Source organism: Cupriavidus sp. IK-TO18 (assembly GCF_015549295.1).
GTDB lineage: Bacteria > Pseudomonadota > Gammaproteobacteria > Burkholderiales > Burkholderiaceae > Cupriavidus > Cupriavidus oxalaticus_A.
This window is the reverse complement of record NZ_JADGMP010000008.1, coordinates 72,519-93,095: the sequence shown is the minus strand read 5'-3', so window position 1 is coordinate 93,095 and position 20,577 is coordinate 72,519. Positions and strand designations below refer to the sequence as shown.

At 65.6% G+C, this 20,577-nt stretch carries 15 protein-coding genes; 7 read left to right on the top strand and 8 right to left on the bottom strand.

Features of this window, described 5'->3' with window-relative positions:
* Positions 1-11 precede the first annotated feature (11 nt).
* From dbpA to IPF36_RS08200, 3 genes are all read right to left on the bottom strand, one after another.
* On the bottom strand, positions 12-1,433 hold the full coding sequence (dbpA, locus tag IPF36_RS08210) for an ATP-dependent RNA helicase DbpA (RefSeq protein WP_195427752.1): 1,422 nt from the start codon (positions 1,431-1,433) through the stop codon (positions 12-14).
* Between the two features lie 22 nt (positions 1,434-1,455).
* Entirely contained in the window at positions 1,456-2,367 is a 912-nt protein-coding gene (locus IPF36_RS08205) for a DUF72 domain-containing protein (RefSeq protein WP_195427751.1), read from the bottom strand.
* Between the two features lie 150 nt (positions 2,368-2,517).
* Entirely contained in the window at positions 2,518-3,720 is a 1,203-nt protein-coding gene (locus tag IPF36_RS08200) for a DUF4382 domain-containing protein (protein WP_135704083.1), read from the bottom strand.
* A 278-nt stretch (positions 3,721-3,998) separates the two neighbouring features.
* On the opposite strand from IPF36_RS08200, the gene IPF36_RS08195 reads away from it, so the two are divergent.
* The gene (locus tag IPF36_RS08195) at positions 3,999-5,798 is read left to right on the top strand and encodes a methyl-accepting chemotaxis protein (RefSeq protein ID WP_195427750.1); all 1,800 of its coding nucleotides are present in this window, start codon (positions 3,999-4,001) and stop codon (positions 5,796-5,798) included.
* A gap of 47 nt (positions 5,799-5,845) precedes the next feature.
* Here IPF36_RS08195 and IPF36_RS08190 read toward each other — a convergent pair whose 3' ends face one another.
* On the bottom strand, positions 5,846-6,274 hold the full coding sequence (locus tag IPF36_RS08190; RefSeq protein WP_135704081.1) for a helix-turn-helix domain-containing protein: 429 nt from the start codon (positions 6,272-6,274) through the stop codon (positions 5,846-5,848).
* A 74-nt stretch (positions 6,275-6,348) separates the two neighbouring features.
* On the opposite strand from IPF36_RS08190, the gene IPF36_RS08185 reads away from it, so the two are divergent.
* The 3 genes from IPF36_RS08185 (at position 6,349) to IPF36_RS08175 (ending at position 9,497) form a co-directional block, all read left to right on the top strand.
* Positions 6,349-7,236: a class I SAM-dependent methyltransferase gene (locus IPF36_RS08185; RefSeq protein ID WP_195427749.1), complete on the top strand. Its 888-nt coding sequence runs from the start codon at positions 6,349-6,351 to the stop codon at positions 7,234-7,236.
* A gap of 143 nt (positions 7,237-7,379) precedes the next feature.
* Entirely contained in the window at positions 7,380-8,495 is a 1,116-nt protein-coding gene (locus IPF36_RS08180; RefSeq protein WP_195427748.1) for a hypothetical protein, read from the top strand.
* Positions 8,496-8,639: 144 nt separating this feature from the next.
* Positions 8,640-9,497, top strand: a complete 858-nt coding sequence (locus IPF36_RS08175; RefSeq protein ID WP_195427747.1) for a hypothetical protein — start codon at positions 8,640-8,642, stop codon at positions 9,495-9,497.
* Between the two features lie 69 nt (positions 9,498-9,566).
* Here the strand turns inward: IPF36_RS08175 and IPF36_RS08170 are convergent, their stop codons facing one another.
* On the bottom strand, positions 9,567-9,890 hold the full coding sequence (locus tag IPF36_RS08170) for a nucleotide pyrophosphohydrolase (protein ID WP_133096663.1): 324 nt from the start codon (positions 9,888-9,890) through the stop codon (positions 9,567-9,569).
* A 155-nt stretch (positions 9,891-10,045) separates the two neighbouring features.
* Here IPF36_RS08170 and IPF36_RS08165 point away from each other — a divergent pair, with 155 nt between their 5' ends.
* On the top strand, positions 10,046-10,705 hold the full coding sequence (locus IPF36_RS08165) for an isoprenylcysteine carboxylmethyltransferase family protein (RefSeq protein ID WP_195427746.1): 660 nt from the start codon (positions 10,046-10,048) through the stop codon (positions 10,703-10,705).
* 40 nt (positions 10,706-10,745) lie between these two features.
* On the opposite strand, the gene IPF36_RS08160 is transcribed toward IPF36_RS08165, so the two are convergent.
* The 3 genes from IPF36_RS08160 to IPF36_RS08150 all read right to left on the bottom strand — a co-directional run bounded on the left by IPF36_RS08160 (position 10,746) and on the right by IPF36_RS08150 (position 14,574).
* Positions 10,746-11,963, bottom strand: a complete 1,218-nt coding sequence (locus tag IPF36_RS08160; RefSeq protein ID WP_195427745.1) for a T6SS immunity protein Tli4 family protein — start codon at positions 11,961-11,963, stop codon at positions 10,746-10,748.
* Positions 11,960-13,792: a hypothetical protein gene (locus IPF36_RS08155; protein WP_195427744.1), complete on the bottom strand. Its 1,833-nt coding sequence runs from the start codon at positions 13,790-13,792 to the stop codon at positions 11,960-11,962. The genes IPF36_RS08160 and IPF36_RS08155 overlap by 4 nt, the downstream gene beginning before the upstream one ends.
* 128 nt (positions 13,793-13,920) lie before the next feature.
* On the bottom strand, positions 13,921-14,574 hold the full coding sequence (locus tag IPF36_RS08150) for a hypothetical protein (protein WP_195427743.1): 654 nt from the start codon (positions 14,572-14,574) through the stop codon (positions 13,921-13,923).
* A 443-nt stretch (positions 14,575-15,017) separates the two neighbouring features.
* On the opposite strand from IPF36_RS08150, the gene IPF36_RS08145 reads away from it, so the two are divergent.
* Together IPF36_RS08145 and IPF36_RS08140 are read left to right on the top strand one after the other, a co-directional pair.
* Positions 15,018-17,525 (top strand): EAL domain-containing protein, encoded by a 2,508-nt coding sequence (locus tag IPF36_RS08145; protein WP_195427742.1) that lies wholly within the window; start codon positions 15,018-15,020, stop codon positions 17,523-17,525.
* 391 nt (positions 17,526-17,916) lie between these two features.
* Positions 17,917-20,559 carry an EAL domain-containing protein gene (locus tag IPF36_RS08140; protein ID WP_195427741.1) on the top strand — a complete coding sequence of 881 codons (2,643 nt, stop codon included), beginning with the start codon at positions 17,917-17,919 and terminating at the stop codon, positions 20,557-20,559.
* Positions 20,560-20,577 lie beyond the last annotated feature (18 nt).

The following is a 20,577-nucleotide window of genomic DNA, read 5'->3' as shown; positions in this document are numbered from 1 at the left end:
CGGGCTTCCACTTATTCCGTCATCAGTCGCACCTTCACCTTCTTGCCTTTGACCTTGCCGGCGTTGAGCCGCTTCACCGCCTCGCGGCCGATGCTGCGCTCCACGGCGATATAGGTCGACATATCGAGCACGTTGATCTTGCCGATCTGTTCCTTGGTGAAGCCGGCCTCGCCGGTCAGCGCGCCAAGGATATCGCCGGGGCGGATCTTCTCCTTGCGGCCGCCAAGCATCTGCAGCGTCACCATCGGCGGCAGCAGGCGCTCACTGCTCGCGGGCGTCAGTTCGGCCAGCGAATGCCATTCGAACTCGCCGCCGTGGTGCTGCTCGAGATTACCTACGCGTCCCATCTCGTCCATGCTGACCAGGCTGAACGCCCAGCCCTCCTGGTCGGCGCGGCCGGTGCGGCCGATGCGATGCACGTGCACCTCGGGATCGGGCGTGATCTCGACGTTGATCACCGCTTCCAGCTGCGCGATATCCAGCCCGCGCGCGGCCACGTCGGTGGCAACCAGCACCGAGCAGCTGCGGTTGGCAAACTGCACCAGCACCTGGTCGCGATCGCGCTGCTCCAGGTCGCCATGCAGGGCCAGCGCCTGGTAGCCCTGCGCGCGCAGCAGCTCCACCAGCTCGCGGCAGCGCGCCTTGGTATTGCAGAACGCCAGCGTGCTGGCCGGGCGGAAATGGTCGAGCAGCCGCCCGACCGCGCCCAGGCGCTCGCCTTCTTCCACTTCATAGAAGCGCTGGCGGATGGTGGCGTTGTCGTGCGTCGCTTCCAGCTTCAGCGACTGCGGCTTGCGCAGGAACTTGTGGGCAAGCTTGTCGATGCCTTCGGGATACGTCGCCGAGAACAGCAGCGTCTGGCGCTCCTTCGGGCAACGGCTGGCGACGTAAGCGATATCGTCGAAGAAGCCCATGTCGAGCATGCGGTCGGCTTCATCGAGCACCAGCGTGCTGATCGCCGCCAGGTCCAGGCTGCCGCGATCGATATGATCAAGAATCCGGCCCGGTGTACCCACCACGATATGCGCGCCGTGAATAAGGCTATCCACCTGCGGGCGCATCGGCGAGCCGCCGCACAGCGCCAGCACCTTGATGTTCTCTTCGGCGCGCGCGAGGCGGCGGATTTCCTGGGTGACCTGGTCGGCCAGCTCGCGCGTGGGGCACAGCACCATGGCCTGCACGTCGAAGCGGCGCGGATCGAGCCGGTTCAGCAGCGCCAGCGCGAACGCCGCGGTCTTGCCGCTGCCGGTCTTGGCCTGCGCGACCAGGTCCTGGCCCGCCAGCGTGATCGGCAGGCTGGCCGCCTGGATCGGCGTCATCTCGTCGTAGCCGAGCTGCGCCAGCGTGGCGAGCATGGCGGGCGACAGCGGGAGGGTGGAAAAAGCGGGGCCGGCTTGCGGCTGCGAGGGTGCTTGGACAGGGGTCGAGTTCATGCGGGATTATAGCGAGCCGGCGTCAGGCATCCGCGTCGGCGGGCGGCGTCCAGCCCAGCCGCTCCAGCAACGCCTGCGCGGCGGCCGGCGCGCGTTCCTTGGCGCCGTTGATGAAGAAGACAAAGACTTCGCGCTTGCCGCGCTTGGGTGCCGCGGGCTTGCGGTCTTCGAGCACCGGCAGGTCGTCCGGCTGCGCGCCCTGCGCCCATGACTGCGCGCGTCCGGCCCATTCGTCGAGCGCACTGGGGCCATAGCCGGTCTTCAGCTTCTCGCTGCTTTCCATCAGGCGCGCATAGACAAAATCCCCGGTCAAATCCGCCATCGAGGGGAATTTCGGCGAATCGGTGAACACCGTGGCGGCCTTGTACTTGCGCGCGAGCTTCAGGTAGTCCGGCGTCATGAAGCTGTCATGCCGCACTTCGAGCACGTGACGCAGCTTCACGCCTTCGACGGAAGCCGGCAGCAGTTGCAGGAAACCTTCGAAGTCCTCCCCGTCGAACTGCTTGGTCGGTGCGAACTGCCAGACCAGCGGACCCAGCTTGGGGCCCAGCTCGGCAATGCCGCTGTCGATAAAGCGTTCGATCGATTCGGCCGATTCCGCCAGCACGCGCCGGTTGGTGGCAAAGCGCGACGCTTTTACCGCAAACACGAAATCTTCCGGCGTTTCATCACGCCATTTGATAAACGACGAACGCTTTTGCGTGCCGTGATAAGTGCTGTTGATTTCGATCGCGCTGAGGTGCCGGCTGGCGTAGGCCAGTTCGCGCGATTGCGGCAGCCTGGCCGGATAGAAGTTGTCGCGCCAGGGTGCGAAATTCCAGCCGCCGATGCCGACCCGGAACAGGCCGCCGGGCTTGCGCCGCGCTGCTGTCGGCGCAGACGCTGGCTCAGCTGCCGGCGCAGGTGCGGACTTGGCCGCGGTGCGTGCTGCCATGGCGCGATCTCCCTGGACGCGAGAGTCCAAGTCTAGCGGGAAACCGCGGCCAGCGGGGCGCCATGCCGAACCGGGCAGGCGCCAGAAACGAAGAAGCCGGAAGCAGGCTTGCGCCCGTTTCCGGCTGGTCCCCCGTTAACCCGGGCCCGCTCAGAACGACAGGTTCTGGATCACATCGGCAGTATTCACATCGACCTGTTGCGTCACCACCGCACCGCTGTTGCTGGTGGCCTGCACGCTGTACTTGCCGCCCGCGGCGCCGTCAGGCTGCAGCGGGATCGGCAGCGAGGCCTGGTAGGTGCCGATCACCGGCGCGGCCACCGGCAGCGCCCGCTCGGTCACGAACAGGCTGTAGGCTCCGGTATTGGTTTCCGCGGCGGTCGCCGCGATCTCGAAGGTGCCGCCGTTGACCAGTTGCAGCGCGCGCAGCGTCGCTTCGGCCGAAGCCGGCGTCACCGTGCCCGAGACGCGGCGGTACGCGGAAGTCGGCAGCGACATCGGCGATGCCGAATTCGAGATCGCCGTGCTGCCGCCCGCCACAACCGGCACGCTGCGTACGATGCCCGTGCCACGGCCATTGGCTTCGCCCGGCACCACCACCACGTCGACCGCGCCGGCGGTGCTGCTCTGCTCGATCGGCGACAGCGTGAAATTGCCGTTGGCATCGGCCACCGTCGCCTTCACCACCACGCCGTTGCGCTCGGCATAGACGCGTGCGCCCGGGGCCGAGGCCACCACGCCGGTGACCGCGCCGCTGACCACCGTCGGAATCGCCGTCACCACCGGCTTCAGGCCATAGGTGCCGTTGCCGCGCGTCACCACCGACTTGCAGGCATCGAAGTCCAGCACCAGGTCGGTGAGCGTGCCGGACGCGACCGTGAACGAGCGGTTGATCTTGATGCCGGACTGCACCGCGCTGGGCGTATCGAGCGCCTGCTCGGTACCGCCGGTGGGCACCACGGAGTTGGCCAGCGCACCCGAACCGCCCCCGCGGTTCGCGTCGAGCACCAGCCGTACCTGCTGATAGTTGCCGGCCGGCAGCACGGTCTGGCCCAGTGTGGTCAGCACGCCGTTGGTCAGCGACAGCAGGTCGATCTTGCGCGCGGGCACCACGTCGATATCGACCCAGCCGCCGGCGCCGGGCTCGGCATTGGCGCTGCTGTGCACGCGCACCTTGTTGACGGTTACAAAGACATTGTCATAGCCGCAGGCGGGCGCATCGGTCATCGAGACCTTCAGCGTTCCCTGGCCACCGGAATCATCGCCACCGCCACCGCCACAGGCGGCCAGCGCGAGCGCGCCGCTCAGCGCCAGGATGCGCAGCGGCGTGGATGAGTGTGAAAGGTTCAGCACGGTGTCTCTCCAATTTTTGTCATAGGTTGATCGGAGAATATGCTGCGAAACGCATACCCGGTGTAAGCCTTTGTAATGCGTTGTAAGGAAGCCTCGCCTCAGTATCCTGAACGACGCTCCGATCACACAGCAAGTGGGTGCGTTGCGTCATCAACTTCGGTGAATTCCAAACATCTCGCCTTCCTGCCTCAAGTCGGCAAGCGGGTGCACCGTATACAGCGGGGTGGAAATCCCACGAACAAACGCCCCCAACGATTCCCTACGAAGGAACTCCCCCGATGTTTAATACCCTCCGCGCCCGGATCATGGCCCTGTGCGTGGCCATTGTCGTGGCCGCGCTCGCCATCAATACGGCGCTGAACCAGTCCGTCGCCAGCCGCTACAACGAAGACGCCATCGACAGCAGCCTGGCCGCCGTGCAGAGCGGCCACACCAGCGCCATCGTCGAATGGGTGGCGTCGCACAGCCAGATGATCAATTCCCTGCAGGACGCCGTGCTGCAGCCCGAACCCGATGCCGCGCTCAGGCAGATTGCCGATGCCGGCCGCTTTGCCAACGTCTACGTCGGCTATGCCGACAAGACCGCCAAGTTCTCCAAGCCCGAAGGCATCCCGCCCGACTACGATCCCACCGGGCGCCCATGGTACAAGCAGGCCGCCGCGGCCGGCAAGCCGGTGGTCACGCCGCCTTATGTCGATGCCGGCACCGGCAAGCTGGTGGTGGCCTTCGCCGTGCCGGTGATCCGCGACGGCGGCATCAAGGCCGTGGTTTCGGGCGACGTCGCCATGGACACCGTGGTCGCCAACGTCAAGGCGATCCATCCGACGCCGGCGAGCTTCGGCATGCTGGTCGCCAAGTCCGGCGAGATCGTCGCGCATACCGACGACAAGCTCACGCTCAAGCCCGTCACCGACCTCATCCCCGCGCTGACCGCGGACACGCTCGGCACGCTGGCCGGTGCGACAACGCCGCTGCAGGTCGATGTCGGCGGCAGCGCCAAGCTGCTCGGAGCGCGCGCCATCGCCGGCACCGACTGGATGGTCATCGTCGCGCTCGACAAGGCCGAGGCCACCGCCGGCATGCGCTCGGTGCTGATCGCCTCGGTGATCGCGCTGGTGCTGATCGCCGGCGTTGCGGCCATCGTGGTGTGGGGCGTGGCGACCATGTCGCTGCGCGGCCTCGGCACCGTGCGCGACGCCATGGACGCCATCGGCTCCGGCGACGGCGACCTGACCCAGCGCCTGCCGGCGCACGGCAACGACGAAGTCGCGCAGATCGCGCGCGCCTTCAACACCTTTGCCGACAAGCTCTGCACCACCATGCGCCAGATCCGCGAAGCCAGCGAATCCGTGCGCGCCGCGTCCGACGAGATCGCCGCCGGCAATATCGACCTGTCGCGCCGCACCGAATCCGCCGCCGCCAGCCTGGAGCAGACCGCGGCGTCGATGGAAGAAATCACAGCCACCGTCAGCCAGTCGGCCAACTCGGCGCAGCATGCCAACGAGTCGGTCAGCACCGCCTCGCGCGTGGCCGCCGATGGCGGCGTGGTGATCGGCGAAGTCATCGCCACCATGGGCCAGATCGAGAACGCCTCGGTCAAGGTCTCGGACATCATCGGCGTGATTGAAGGCATCGCCTTCCAGACCAATATCCTGGCGTTGAATGCCGCCGTGGAAGCCGCGCGTGCGGGCGACCAGGGCCGGGGCTTTGCCGTGGTCGCGGGCGAGGTGCGCGCGCTGGCCCAGCGCAGTGCGCAGGCAGCCAGGGAGATCAAGACGCTGATCGAGTCCACGGTGGGCAGTGTCACCTCCGGCTCGGGCCAGGTCCGGCGCGCCGGCGAGACCATGGACGAGATCGTCAGCAACGTGTCGAAGGTGACCGGAATTATTAACGAGATTACTCACGCATCGATGGAACAGACGCGCGGCATTCAAGAAGTGAATAAAGCGGTCAGCCAGCTCGATGAGATGGTCCAGCAGAACGCGGCGCTGGTGGAGCAGTCGACCGCGGCGGCCGCGGCATTGCAGACGCAGGCGGGAAGCCTGGCGGGGGCGGTGGGGCAGTTCAGGCTGGGGTAAGGGGGCTGGCCACGCGAAGGCTGGCCGCAGGCCGCCTTCGCGCCGGCTTAAGCGGCGGCCGTACGTTTGCGGCGCCCGCCAATCGCCCCCGATGCCGCCGCACCAAGAATCCGCCGGAACGTCGGGCATTCCATATGGCTCGGCGCCGGGCACGCAGCCGCGTGCCGCAATCCGTCCCGCATCGCCGTCAGCTTCCGGATGGTCCGGTCCAGCTCATCGGCCTTGGCGGCGAGCAGCTTCCTGTCGATCTGCGGCCCGCCCTGCCGCGAGAACATCCGGGCGATGTCGTCCAGCGAGAATCCCGCCGCCCGCCCGAGCGCGATCAGCGCCAGGCGTTCGAGCACCGCGGCGTCGTACACGCGCCGCATGCCACGCCGGCCGATCGGGGCGATCAGGCCCTTTTCCTCATAGAAGCGCAGCGTCGACGCAGGCACGCCCGCCTGCTGCGCCACTTCGGCGATATCCAGGCTTGTCACCGCTTGACCTCAAGTTGACTTGAACTGGCACAGTGTAGCTTCGCCGCCGCGATGGCGTGCAGGAGGACGCAACCATGGGTGACAAGCAGGCAACAAGCAGTGGCGCCGGCGAACAAGCCGCGCTGTGGAACGGCCCGACCGGCCAGGCATGGGTAGCGCAGCAGGCGCTGCTTGACCGGATGCTCCAGCCGATGGAAGCGCTGCTGGCCGGCGCGGTCGATGCCGGCCAGCAGCACTTGCTCGACGTAGGATGCGGTGCGGGCGCTACGACGCTGGCCCTCGCGCGGCTGACCGGTGCGCGCGGGCATTGCACGGGCATCGACATCTCCGGCCCGCTGGTGGACGTGGCGCGGTCGCGCGCGCAACGGGAAGGCGTGCCGGCCACGTTCGTCCACGCGGATGCACAAGCCCATGCCTTCGCGCCAGGCAGCTTTGACGCCATCGTGTCGCGCCTTGGCGTGATGTTCTTCACCGACCCGGTCGCCGCGTTTGCCAACCTGCGGCGTGCCGCAAAGCCGGGCGCCGCGTTGCGTTGCATCGCCTGGCGCAGCGCGGCAGACAACCCCTTCATGACCACTGCCGAGCGCGCCGCTGCGCCGTTGTTGCCGAACCTGCCACCCCGCCAGCCGGGTGGGCCTGGCCAGTTCGCGTTCGGCGATCGCCAGTTGGTGCGGTCCATCCTCGAGGACAGCGGCTGGACCGCCATCGACATCACGCCGGTCGACGTGGCATGCGCGCTGCCGGCGCACGCGCTGGAAGACTACTTCACGAGCCTGGGCCCCGTCGGCCTGGCGCTGCGCGACGCAGACGCAGGCACGCGTGCCCAGGTTGTCGAAGTCGTCGGCAACGCCTTCAGGCCCTATGTGCAGGGCGAGACCGTGCCCTTCACCGCAGCCTGCTGGATGATTACCGCGCGGGCGCCCGCCGGCCCGGAGGCAGAGCACACAACTGAGCATGGCTGACGCCACGGTTTCGGGCCTGCCCCTCCACGACCGGGAATGCCTGGGTTGAGTGCGCTACCGCACCGAGCTTCCGTTGCGCAGGTCGAGAATAGGAACCCTTCGGCGCCATCGCGCACCGCATCCCGCTACTGCGGGAAAATTGCATGGCAAGGCTTCCTGGCCGACTGGCCGCCTGCGTCGCGTTCAGCCTGATGCTCACCACGGGTGCGCAGGCGTCGGATATTGCCTGCCATCATGGACTGGGTTCGCAGGCCGCCCGCTGCGACGGCCAGTCGGCCCCAGGGAATACGTGCAGGCATGCGGACAAGCCGCCCAGTGGCGCGGCCCTCATTTGCGATTACACAATGCTCCGCGGCGCGTATGAACGCGTCTACGCGGAGCAGTTGCAGGGCTTGCGCACCGGTGAGTTCGGGCCGGACGATATCGCCGCATGGCGAAGGCTACGGGATGCCTGCACCTCGGTGCCGTGCCTGGACAGGGCCTTCGCCAACTGGCGCGACTACGCGAGGCAGAAACCCATTCCCGCCGCCGACGCGCCCCCGGGGGTGCCTGCACAACCCGCGCGCGCTACCAGGAAGAGCAAGCCGGATGCTGCCGGACAGAAGGCTGAGGTCCGGCAGCCTACGCCTGTCGGGAAGCCGGAGCCGCGGGTGAAGCAGCAGGAGCGGCAGCAGGAGAGGCAGCAGGAAGAGCGGCACGAACGGCAGCAGCGGGACACGCTGCCGGCTACGGCCGTGGCGTCTACAGCAAGCCGGGAACAGCCCGCCCCTGTCGAGAAGAACCGATCGCTCCCCGATACCGTCTCACCACCTGCACCGCAGCTTCCGCCTGAGCCTGTGGCCGACAGGAACATCAAGGCGCTTCCCATCGCGCCGGTCACGATCGACCCGCCGCTCCCGGATTCCGCCTCAGTGCCCGCGCCACAGCTCAGGCCCGAGGCCGCGACCGGAAGAGAAACCCCTGAGCGCCCCATCGCCTCGGTTGCGATCCATCAGCCACCTCGCGGCCCAGCCACCCTATGGACCCCCGCCTACCCCGTGGATGGCACCTTGCCACGCAGATGGGAAACGCTTGTCGCGCTGGCGTGGCTGGGGCTGTGCGGGGTGTGCCTGGCCTGGTGGTGCCGGAGGCGGCGGATTGAATGGCTGCCGGATGCCGCGCGCCGACGCGAACGGACGCGGACCGCGGCGCGGATCGTGCTGGTATCGGCGGGACTGATCGCCGTGAACAGCATCGTGCTGTTCTGGATCCTGGCGTAACGCCGGTCATGGCCTTGCGCTCAGGCCGGGATACCCCTGCCGTTCCGTGCGCGACCGCACCGAACATCCGCCGCAGAGCCCCAGAATAGGAGCCCATCGACGCCCCGCTTGCGCCGCCTCCCTCGGCTTGCCCCGGGCGACAGCATGACAAGGCTTCCGGGCCAACTGGCCGTTTGCATCTCGATCAACCTTCTGCTCACCGCCGGTGCGCAGGCGTCGGATATCGCCTGCAAGCACACGCTGCGTCAGCCAGCCGCGCGCTGCGACGATCTGTTCGCCTCCGGCAGCCCGTGCAGGGAGCACCGGCAACCAAGCGCCGCCACCCTGATCTGCGACTACGCGATGCTCTATCGCAATCACGAACGCATTCATGCGCAGCAGCAGCGACTGCTGCGCGCCGGGGAAATCGGGCAGGACGAGGTCATCGCATGGCGCCGGCGCCGGGATGCCTGCACGTCGGTGGCATGCCTGGACAACGTCTTTGCCAGCTGGCGCCCGCACCGGAACCGCAAGCCGGAGCCTCGCGCCACCGCGTCGCAACCCGAGGCGCCCGTGCACAGCATTGCGAAGAACGAGCCGCAAGCGGCACCAAAGATGGCGCCCAGGCTAACGCGGCCGAACGAGCCGCAGCCAGCGCCACCGGACATCGCGCCGCAGCCTCCGCCTGGTCCCGTAGTCGAATCGGGAATTCTTGAAGACCCCGTCCCCCGCGCCGCAGTCGATCGTCCGCCCCCGGCTTCCATACCGCTACGTACGTCGCCGCCGCGCGCGCAGGCACCCCGGCAAACCGGATGGGAATCGCTTGGCACGCTGGCGTGGCTGGGCATGTGCGGCGCGGGCATTTGCTGCTGGTCCCGCAGGACGCGTGGGGAATGGCTGCCGGGCGGGCACCGCCTGCGCGAGCGCCTGCGCGACGCATCGGCCATGGCGCTGACGGTCAGCGGGCTGCTGGTGCTGAATGCGGTGCTGTTCTTATGCATCCTGGGAGCATCCGGCTCATGAGGCCGGGCCGCCGTCGCGCAATGCGACGCAGGCCTGCGTTGCCGATGTCAGCGCATGCAACCCGCCCGCTCACTCCGGCAACGGATACTTCCGGGCATTCATCTCCATCTTGGCGCGCACCGCGGCGTCAAGGTCCACACCCAGCGCCGTCACCAGCTGCGTCAGGTAGATGGTGATATCGGCCAGCTCCTGCTCCACATGCTCACGCTTGTGCGTCGACATGACCTGACGCGACTCATCCTCGGTCTGCCACTGGAAGATCTCGACCAGCTCGGCCACCTCGACGCTCAGCGCCATCGCCAGGTTCTTGGGGCTGTGGTATTTGCCCCAGTTGCGGGCCTCGCCAAAGGCAAAGGCGGCTTGCTGGAGGTTCTGGATATCGATCAGTGGCATGGCGGGATGGCGTTGGCGTTTCATGGCGCCCAGCTACGTCGGCGCATCGGCAGCGGGGTGAAACCCGCAATTTAAGCACGACCACGCCCGCTCGACAGCCAAGCCTACCGGGCTTACGCTACACAGGTGCATCGATCGTCGCAGCGGAGGTCTCCATGCGCCCGACTCCCGGCCTGGCATTCGCCACCCTCGCCGGCACCGTTGCCTACCTGGCCATCGCAATCGCAGGCTGGGGCGGCATCGGCGCCTTCTTCGCGCATCCCGCGCGCGTGGCACTCACCATCGTGCTGTTTGCACTGGCCGTGGCCGCGCTGTTCTCGGGCGGCAACATCAGCAGCGGCATGCGCGAAGACCGCGGCAACCGCTGGGTGCTGGGCGCGTTCGGCGTGCTGGGGCTGCTTGCGGCTTACCTGCCGGCCTATACCGACCGCATCGGCTTCTGGACGCTGGACGGCGATACCGTGCGCTGGATCGGCGTGGCCTTGTTTGCCACTGGCGGCGTGCTGCGCTTGTGGCCGGTGTTCGTGCTCGGGCGGCGGTTCAGCGGGCTGGTGGCGATACAGCCCGGGCATACGCTGGTGACGACCGGCATCTATGGCGTGATCCGGCATCCGAGCTATCTCGGGTTCGTGATCAGTTCGCTGGGGTGGGTACTCGGGTTCCGCTCAGGCGTGGGCGTGGTGCTAACGCTGGCGATGGTGCCTGTGCTGGTGGCGCGGATCCGCGCGGAAGAGGCGTTGTTGCTCGATCAGTTTGGCGATGAGTATGCGGCGTACTGTGGGCGGACGTGGCGGATGGTGCCGGGGGTGTATTAGACGGTCGTCCATCGCGCCGTGCAGCAGTGCAGCGGCTCATTCAATGAGCCTCGCCCATCCACGTCCACACCACCAGCGCTTCGTCGGCGGGCGACAGCCCGAAGCGGACCATCGGCATGCCTTTCTGCCTGACGATGCTGGATTTGCTGGCCACCCACGCTGCCTGCGGGTGCCCGGGCGGAAGCGAGGCGCGCCACATGCCAGACAAGGGCGTGATCTCGTCCGAGCGCACCGTGACGGGACCACCCGTCTGCGTCGGCGGCGCGTTGACGCGAAAGCGCACGCCATCCAGCAGCCTGTTCCAGAGGGCAATGGCTTCCTCGTCGCTCAACGATGCCGTGTCTGCGGCCCCGACACGATTGGCGGCCACCTTCGTGTACATCTTCGCGTTGATCCAGGCGGGGTGCAGCGTTGAGCGTTCCTTGCCCACGGCCTCCCATTCGAAGTCATGCGTGCCATCCGCACGGCGGACCAGCGATTCCTCGCCCTGCCAGACGCCGACCGTACGCTTGCGTTCCCGCAAGGTCGTCAGCTTTGGATAGCGGTGGCCGAGATCCTTCTTTTGCTGGGCGATCGAGGCCAGCAATCCGACGTCATCGGTGTCGTCAACGGTCGCCAGCTTGTTGGAGTCCACCGAAAAGCTGACATCCGGAAAGCTTGGCAGACGGATACCTGCGCTGAAGATTTCCTGGAATGTGCCGGATGCGTCCGCGACGAAGCCGTGGTCGATGCAGACGCCTGGAGCAGTTGGAATGTCGGCGTTGTCGCGTGCGCGGATGCCGGCTACCAAAGGGGCGAGCTCCTCGCCGCCGTAGAACCATTCAAACAGGTGTGAGCCATTTGACACGAATGTCCTTGCCTTTTCGACTCCAAATGTTTTCGCATTTTTGCTCTCAAACGATCGAACTTCGATGCTTTTGTGAATAGGTCCCGGCCCGAAATAGGGAATCTCGGCAGTCTTGTTTGCCGCAAGCACTTTGTCGCGATACGCCTGCGCCACCTCCTTCAGTTCGCCAGCGGCTCCAATGTGTGCGACGATCTTTCCCGGAAACTCTTGGAAGCCCCACAGCAACTTGGCTTCCGCCGGCACCTCCATCACGTAGCGTCCAAAACATACCTGCCTGGTCTTGGCGAAGAGCGTTTGCAAGCGCGGTGACAGTGCAGCGGGTTCCGACATGTTCTTCCCCGGATAGGTATGCGATTGGCAGGCCGCGACCAGCAAAGCGGCAAAGCTTATGGTTAGGGCTCGGCGGATCATTGATCCCACCATTCGGCGGTGTTGGCGATCTTGATGATCGAGTACAGTGTGCTCGCCAATACCTGATCGTTCTTGTAGCTGTCCTGATGCTCGTAGCCGGTCTGCCGGAACAGCGTACCGCGCACGGCTTCGGCCGAGGCTTTGGCCGGCACCGTCTGGTCCCCAGCGTCCTCCGGAGGCTCCAGGCGCAGCGTCAACGGCTGACCACTCTTGGTGCGCACCACGATGCGGCCTTCGGCGTCCTCGCTTTGTAGCGTCCATGTGAGCGGGTCGCCGTGCGGCGCCAGATCGGTAGTGTCCGCGCGCCAAGTCACACTGCCGTAGGCTTTCTGGTCACTGTCATGACCATAGCTGGCATAAGTGGTGGGGTGATACAGGTCCTTGATGTTTTTGTGAAAGTCCAGTGCGTCGGCAATCCGCTGTTTAGCCAATGCGTAAGGATCCGCACGTTCATACTTCTTGTCGGCAGGATTGATCCACTCCGGATTCAGCAGCCGCCACCACGCCTGCGGGTTTCGCCCATAGATGTCATAGACCGGATCGCCAATAGCCACGGGCGCCGCTGGCTTGCTCACGCCCAGCGTCCGGTGCAGTTCCAGATCATCCCGGTACGCTTTCAACGGTTCGTCCGACACGATCGGCAACGCCATCACCTGACGGTAGTCGCATGTTTGCAGCCGCAACCAGCCGCGCGGATATGAGGCGTTCGGCAAGAGTTCCAATGCCCCGGAAGCATTGGCAAAGACTGCCGTCACTTCCTTGCCCGTTCTGCCCAAGACATCCCGCGTAAGCTCCCCAGACAGACTGGTCTGCGCCTCGAAGCCCGCGCGCACGCGCCTGTAGGCCGCCCCGGCACCGAGTGCTGGCTGTACACCGTGGTAGATCCCGAGAATCTTGTCCTTCGCGTTGCCGTAGTCCGGATGTAGCAGCGCGCGGGCAACCAGCCCGCCCATGGAATGAGTGACCACGATCACCTTCCCGCACTTCCGCCCCTTGGCCTTGTACATTCCGATGATCTCGTCGATGCGACTGGCAATCTTCCGCGCCGACGTACCGTTGCTTTGCAGCCAGTTGTAGCCCATCGCGTAGACCGGGTACCAGCAGTTCGACACGCGCCGGATATCGTCCTCGGTGAGCGCATCGCCCGCGCCGCCCCAGTAGGCGGGATCGACGCCCAGCACCTTTACCTTCCTGCCGTGCTTCCAGGTTGGCGAGAGCTCCTTGGACGATGGGACCAACATGTCGTTCATATGCGCCTCCAGCAGCTTGATCACGGTGCCGTACGTCTCGAACATGACTTCGCTCCATCCGCGCCAGCGCGCCTTCTGCGCCGCCGTGGATTCATGATTGCCGCGCCTGGCTTTCCATTCCTCGCCGGCTGGCGGTAACGGTGCGCTCATCAGCAAGCCGATATCGGGCAGTCCGTCCGGCACATTGCTGTGACGCTTGTCGGAGTCCACCGTTTCCGCGCCGGTCATGTCGAACTTGCCGGCATCCTCGGTGATTTCATAACGGTCCACTTCGGTCGCGTCGGGGTCGAAGTTCCGTTGCCGCAGGGCTGGCGAATCCCTGCGACGGGCAAGGGCGTCCCAACGGTCGTCGGGACGCCATGCGATGTTGTCAGTACGCCCGATCTCCTTCTGGCGCGTGCGGCTCATGCGCAAATTACTGCCCATGATGCCCGGCAGAAAGATGATGGGAATCACCCTGGCAGGCGGCACCTGCAGGCTCACGCGCCGCTTGTCGGTCGAAGGCGTCAGGGCAATGGTGGCACCGGCGTGCCCACCGATTTCCTCGCCGGTTTTCAGGTAGATGCGATCAGATTCCATAGAGCACTTCCGCCGTGTGAGAGGTGGAGCTCCTTTATAGCCAGCGCCCGCAGAGGCAGGTATCGGATTGCTCTGGTCAGCTGGTAGGAATCGACGTCATCTCAACGATGCTAGTCGTGGGCTGTAGATCAGAAACCGATGGGTAGTGTTTGCAAGTCGCGCATCACCACTAGTGCCAGCGGTATCAGCGGGATCGCCAGCAGAATCAAGGCGCCATCCGCAGCAACCGTCAGTGGCGTCATGACAACCAGCGCTTCCCTCGCGCCGTTCGGCAGCGCTTCCCTGACCTCGACCCGGTAAGGCTGATTCAATGGCCTGGTGCCCGCCGGCATGCTGAATTTGGCAGCGGAGTAGCGGGAGCCTTGCAAGGCAAACCACCGCACCGCGCGGGTCGTCGATAAATCGGTGAATCCGAAGGCCTTGGCGGCCAGCCGGTCCTCCTGGCTTGCCTGCTCGAGAATCAAGGCAAACTGCCCTTCGACATCGCCATTTGCCTTGACGTTAAAGACATCAAAGCGGGCCGACATTTTCCGGTGCAGCGGCGAGTCCAGCAACTGCACCAAACCCTCCGGTACATCGAAGATGTAGTGATACTTCGGACCAAGAACCGCCAGCCTCTTGCCGTCCGCGGTGACCAGCACCTGGCTGACCGTCTCCTCGTATCGCCGGTACTCGGTTTTAGTCGCCTTGTCCATCAAGGCCTTGGTGGCGCATCCGCCAGTGCCAAGCAATGTGAGGGCCGCCAGGGTGAGAAGTGTTCTGCGGTGGATGCGATTCGTCATCTGGGGAGTGGCTGGCGCCAGTCGATGGGAATCGAATATCAAAGCCTACGTCAGACACTCACTCAATAGCGCGAATCCAAATTGCATACGGAATTTTCCCGAATCTCGTCTGGCATCGCCGCTCGCGAAGACGCCCATCGGCCCTGATCGTGCTCCCGGCCCCTATGCTCGTCTCATCAGCCATGCTTCAAGTGCGTGAGCAGCGCATTGGCAACGGGGTCCGAGGACGCCGGGTTCTGTCCCGTGATCAGCAAGCCGTCCGTGCCGGCATGTCACTCGTCGGCGGGCACCGCGCTATCCGCGCCCTCGCCAGCGTATCCATTTGGCACACGCAGATTCCGCCTTGATCTACATCAACGGTCGCCACCGATCCCGCCACTATGCTGGCGAGCGCTAAAGGATAGCGCTGAACAAAAGAAAGACACAGACATTACGGGTACGACATGCCGCATCACACCCTGGATATCGAGATCGAACGCCTGGTATCGAAATCAACGCTGGAGTGCGAGCCGCTGACGCCCGTCAGCGAAGTTGTCGCCAGAATGGCGGAGCGCCGCTGCAGTTCGATCGTCGTGATGGACCAGGGGCGCGCTGTCGGCATCTGGACCGAACGCGATGCGCTGGCGCTCGGCGACTCGTGCGACGCGCTGTGCGGGCCGATCAGCGCGCTGATGAGCCATCCCGTGCAGTCCCTGCCCGGCCGCACGCGCCTTGGCGATGCGGTCGTCCATTTCAAGAACAAGGGTATCCGCCATTGCCTGGTGGTCGACGACGCCGGACGCCCGCTCGGCATGCTCTCGCAGACCGATCTTGTCATGGGCCACGGTGCGGAATTCTTCCTGCGCACCAGGCCGATCGATTCGGTCAGATTGTCCCGGCCTGTCGTGCTGGCGCCCGACACCAGCCTGCCCGACGCGATGCACGCCATGCGCACCGGCGGGCTGAGCGCCATCATCGTCCGCTACCCCGCAGGCGAGTACGGCATCCTGACCGAACGCGATATTGTCCGCCTGGCAGCCGCCAATGCGCTGGGCGGCACGGTGGCCGAACACGCAGCGCGCCCCCTGCGCGCATTGCGGCGATCCCAAAGCCTCTACGCGGCTCGCCAGACGCTGATCGAACACCGCATACGCCATGTCGGCATATTTGACGACCAGCACCACGACCACGGCGAACTGGTGGGTGTGCTGAGCCTGGCCGACATCCTGAGCCATATCGAATACGAGTATGTGCACGAGCTGCAGCTGGCGCTGCGCGAGCGCGATGAAGCCCTGCTGCAATCCGCCTATCACCTGAAGCTGGCAGACCGCGTGTTCGATGCCACGCTCGACGGCGTCATGGTGACGGACCGCAACGGGGTGATCGAGCGGGTGAATCCGGCCTTTACGCAACTGACCGGCTATTCCCTGGCCGAGGCCATCGGCAAGACCCCGCGCATGCTGAACTCCGGTAAACAGGGCCCCGAGTTCTATCGGTCGCTGTGGCGCCAGCTGCGCGAGCATGGCAGCTGGCAGGGCGAGATCTGGAATCGCCGCAAGAACGGTGAACTCTACCTGGAGTACCTGTCGATCTCCGGCATCTACAGCCCCGATGGCGACTGCACGCACTACGCCGCCATCTTTTCGGACATCACCCAGCAGCGGATGGACGAGGAGCGCCTGAACCACCTGGCGATGCACGATGCCCTCACGGCCCTGCCGAACCGTACCCTGTTCAGCGAGCGCCTGAAGCAGGCCATCGCCCGTGCCGAGCGTGCCGCCAGGCGGGTGGCCGTGATGTTCATCGACCTCGACCGCTTCAAGCTGATCAACGACACCATGGGGCACGGCGTGGGCGACCAGGCCCTCAAGGTCATCGCCCGGCGGCTCAGGGAAGCCGTTCGCGAAAGCGACACGGTGGCGCGCCTGGCCGGGGACGAATTCACCGTGGTCATCGAGGACATCGAAGACATCCGCCACGTCGCGCAGATTGCCCAGGGATTGCTGAGCGCGGTCGGGCACCCCATCGACACCAACGGACAAACCGTGTTCGTGACACCGAGCATCGGCATCAGCATCTACCCCGACGACGGCACCGACCAGAAACAGCTGCTGATGCAGGCCGATCGCGCCATGTACGCGGCCAAGGAGGAAGGCAAGAACAGTTTCCGCTTCTTCTCCACGCAGATGACCTCATCCTCGATGGAGCGGATCACGCTGGAAACCGAGCTGCGCAACGCCCTGGCGGCCAACGAATTCCGCCTGCACTACCAGCCGGTCTTCGACCTGCGCAGCGGGGCCATCGTCAGCGTGGAAGCGCTGCTGCGCTGGCAGCATCCGACGCGGGGTCTGCTGGCACCGGGCGCGTTCATCACCGCCGCCGAGGATTCGGCATTGATCATGCCGATCGGCGCCTGGGTACTGCGCGAAGCCTGCAGGCAGGCGCGCCGCTGGATCGAAGAGGGTTTCGCGTTCGGCCGGATCGCCGTCAACCTCTCCGCGCGGCAATGCCGCCACGAGCAGTTCCTGCATGACCTCACCACGATCCTGAGCGATACCGGCTTGCCGCCTGGCAGGCTGCAGCTGGAACTGGTCGAGAGCATGGCCATGACTGGCAATGAGGTGACGGAAGCGCTGCTGGGTGAGCTCGCCCGGCGTGGGGTGAGCCTTGCTATTGATGATTTTGGGACGGGGTATTCGTCGTTCACGTATTTGCAGACGTTGCCGGTGGATACGCTGAAGGTGGACCGGTCGTTTCTTGCTGGTATCGATGGTCGGCGGCGTGACAGTGCGATCTTGCGGGCGATTGTTGCCATGGCGCGGTCGCTTGGGTTGACGGTGGTGGCGGAGGGGGTGGAGAACGAAGAGCAGTTGGGGTTTCTGCGGGAGATTGGGTGTGATCGGGGGCAGGGGTTTTTGCTGGGGCGGCCTGTGGCAGCTGAGCGGTTGCAGCGTGCAGGTTTTGGGGCCTGACGTCATTGGCTAGCCACCAGATGCATGCTTGGCGCGCCCACCACACTTGACCCGGAAGTTCAGTACCGACTTCGCGCCGACCTGAAACAGCCGGCACTCGGTCCGCGTAAATGCCTTAGCCCCCTTTTGGGGGGCGCCAATCAGGCCGGAATGGCACATAGTTGCCATCATGCCTGCTGGCCAGCCTTGGCACACTCAGCTGGTCGCCGATACCCGCCCCCTCGCATTCGCGAGCAGCGGGGCAAGATCACCACGTGCCGCTTTCGGCGCACGCCGGCCTCGGCATCACGCGGTGAGCATGGGACTAGAGTGCGTGCTGCTTGTCGGGTTCGCTGACCTCGACTAGCCTGCTATCGATGTCGATTCTTCGCTGCGCTGCGATACCCATTTGATGCCAGAACGCTCGACCACCCGCTATGGCAAGGCGCTGCAGCGCCTGCGCGAGGTCTTTTCCCCGTTGAACCTGGCGGCGGCGGCATGGCTGATAGCAACATGGGCGTTCGCGGCGTTTCAGCTCGTGAGCGAGCGGGACCGCCTGATGCACGACGCCGAGAAGCGTACCCAGGCGCAGGCCCAGGCGTTCGGCGCGTACTCGAAATCCAGCATCCTGCGGCTGTCCGAGTTCCTCCTGGACCTGCGGGCCAGTTGGCTGGCCGGCCAGCCGGGGTTCATCGAGATGGTGCGTGAGCGGCAGAACCTGGTGGTGGACCTGTCGTTCCAGGTGTCGGTGATCGACAAGCATGGCCTGCTCCTCTACTCGTCCATTGCCTCGCCCACGCCCGGCGAGAAAGTCGACCTGAGCGGGCGCGAGCATTTCCGGGTCCATCAGAGCGCGGGCGGGCGCGACATGCTGTTCATCAGCGACCCGGTGAAGGGCAAGGTCTCGCGCAAATGGTCGATCCAGTTCACGCGCCCCATCCTGCGCGCGGGCAGCTTCGACGGGGTCATCGTGGTCTCGGTCAGTCCGGAGCAGTTCGCCAGCTTTGCGCAGACGTTCACTGACCGCGATGGCGAAGTGGCGTCGGTCATCAAGGCTTCCGGCCAGGTCCTTGCGCGCGTGCCGGCCCTGGAGGGCACGCTGGCCAGGACGGCCAGCAACAGGCCTTACCTCGCCAGCGGCTCGCCCCCGTCTGGTAGTTATCGGGCGGTGTCGGGCTCCGAAGGCGTGGAGCGGGTCTTCGGCTATTACCGATTGCCGGAGTTCGGCCTCAATTTTGTGGTGGGCGAGTCGGTCGGCCTGGTGCTGGCGCCCTACGAGGTCTATCGCCGCGTTGCCCTGGCTGGCGCCATGGCTTCCACGCTGCTGCTTGCCCTGCTGTACTACAGCCTGCGCCGCTCCATGGCGGAGCGACGGCGCCATATGGAGGAAATGCGGCTGGCTTCGCTGGTCTATTCGTCCAGCAGCGAGGCCATGGTGGTGACGTCGCTCGATGGCACCATCATCGACGTGAATCCGGCCTTTGCCGCTACCACCGGCTATACAGCCGAGGAGATCAGGGGCCGCTCGGGCTATAGCGTCAGCGGGGCAGGCAATGCGGCAGGGCTGGTCGAACGCCTGCGGGCCACCGTGGCAGCCAAGGGCAGATGGAGCGGCGAATTCTCGATCCGCCGCAAGGACGGCAGCGAGTTTCCCGCCTACCTGACCGTGGATACCTACCTGGCCCACGCGTATGGCGAGCGCTGCCGCGTTGCGCTGATCCATGACATGACCGAGAAGCGCCAGGCGGAGGAAGTCATCCGGCACCAGGCGAATTTCGATGCGCTCACGGATCTGCCCAACCGCCGCATGTTCTTCGACCGGCTGAATCAGGAGATCGAGCGTTCGCGCGGCACGCAGGATGTGCTGGCGCTACTGTTCATCGACCTGGATCGCTTCAAGGAGGTGAACGATACCCTCGGCCACGACCAGGGCGACCAGTTGCTGCTGGAGGCGGCGCGGCGCATTGCGGCATCGGTGCGCGCGACAGATACCGTGGCGCGGCTGGCCGGCGACGAGTTCACCGTGATCCTGCCCGCAGTGGGCGATGCCGGCGTTGCCGGGGGCATTGCCCAGGCGATCCTGGAGCGGATTGCCGCGCCTTACCACCTGGCCGGCGAGCTGGTGGTGGTGTCGGCCAGCATCGGCGTGGCCACCTGGCCCAGGGACGCTGACAACGCCGAGGCCCTGCTGGTGTGCGCCGACCAGGCGATGTTTGCCGCCAAGGATGAGGGCCGCAATCGCTGGAAGGTCTTCACCCAGACGCTGCTGCAGGTGGAGAGGGAGCGCCTGCGCATCACCCAGGACCTGCGCACGGCGCTGGCGTCCGGGCAGTTCGCGCTGCACTACCAGCCCATTGTCGATCTGCGCACGGGCAAGGTCTGCAAGGCCGAGGCCCTGATCCGCTGGGACCATCCGGTGCGCGGGCCGATCCACCCGGCCGATTTCATTGCCGTTGCGGAGGAATCCGGCCTCATCATCGACATCGGCCGCTGGGTGCTGACCGAAGCGCTGGACCAGCTTGCGCGCTGGCAGGTGGTGCTGGGCAAGGGCTTCCAGATCTCGGTCAACAAATCACCCGTGGAGTTCTGCGCGCCTGCGAGCGGGCCCGAGTCCTGGTCCAGCATGATCGAGCGCAGGAACGTGCCGGTGGGCAGCCTCGTCATCGAGATCACCGAAGGCTCGCTGATGAAGCAGAACGCCGATGTCATGGACCAGCTCTCCCGCTTCCAGGCAGCCGGCATCGAGATCGCGCTCGACGACTTCGGCACCGGCTACTCGTCCTTGTCGTACCTGCGGCGCCTGGACATTGACTACATCAAGATCGACCAGTCCTTCATCCGCTCGCTGACGCGGGGCCCGGACGACGTGGCCTTGTGCCGCGCCATCATCAGCATGGCGCATGCACTGCGCATCAGGGTGATTGCCGAGGGCGTGGAGACGGAGTCGCAGCGCGATATCCTGGTGGCCGCTGGTTGCGACTACGGGCAAGGCCACTTCTTTTGTCCGCCGGTGGAGGCCAGCGCGTTCGAGGCGTTTGTGAGCGCCGTGACTTGAGGCGAGCGGCGTCCTTCG

Coding starts and splice junctions, on each gene's coding strand:
- dbpA (WP_195427752.1), bottom strand. CDS start 1,433: ATGAACTCGACCCCTGTCCAAGCACCCTCGCAGCCGCAAGCCGGCCCC.
- IPF36_RS08205 (WP_195427751.1), bottom strand. CDS start 2,367: ATGGCAGCACGCACCGCGGCCAAGTCCGCACCTGCGCCGGCAGCTGAG.
- IPF36_RS08195 (WP_195427750.1), top strand. CDS start 3,999: ATGTTTAATACCCTCCGCGCCCGGATCATGGCCCTGTGCGTGGCCATT.
- IPF36_RS08185 (WP_195427749.1), top strand. CDS start 6,349: ATGGGTGACAAGCAGGCAACAAGCAGTGGCGCCGGCGAACAAGCCGCG.
- IPF36_RS08180 (WP_195427748.1), top strand. CDS start 7,380: ATGGCAAGGCTTCCTGGCCGACTGGCCGCCTGCGTCGCGTTCAGCCTG.
- IPF36_RS08175 (WP_195427747.1), top strand. CDS start 8,640: ATGACAAGGCTTCCGGGCCAACTGGCCGTTTGCATCTCGATCAACCTT.
- IPF36_RS08170 (WP_133096663.1), bottom strand. CDS start 9,890: ATGCCACTGATCGATATCCAGAACCTCCAGCAAGCCGCCTTTGCCTTT.
- IPF36_RS08165 (WP_195427746.1), top strand. CDS start 10,046: ATGCGCCCGACTCCCGGCCTGGCATTCGCCACCCTCGCCGGCACCGTT.
- IPF36_RS08160 (WP_195427745.1), bottom strand. CDS start 11,963: ATGATCCGCCGAGCCCTAACCATAAGCTTTGCCGCTTTGCTGGTCGCG.
- IPF36_RS08155 (WP_195427744.1), bottom strand. CDS start 13,792: ATGGAATCTGATCGCATCTACCTGAAAACCGGCGAGGAAATCGGTGGG.
- IPF36_RS08150 (WP_195427743.1), bottom strand. CDS start 14,574: ATGACGAATCGCATCCACCGCAGAACACTTCTCACCCTGGCGGCCCTC.
- IPF36_RS08145 (WP_195427742.1), top strand. CDS start 15,018: ATGCCGCATCACACCCTGGATATCGAGATCGAACGCCTGGTATCGAAA.
- IPF36_RS08140 (WP_195427741.1), top strand. CDS start 17,917: ATGCCAGAACGCTCGACCACCCGCTATGGCAAGGCGCTGCAGCGCCTG.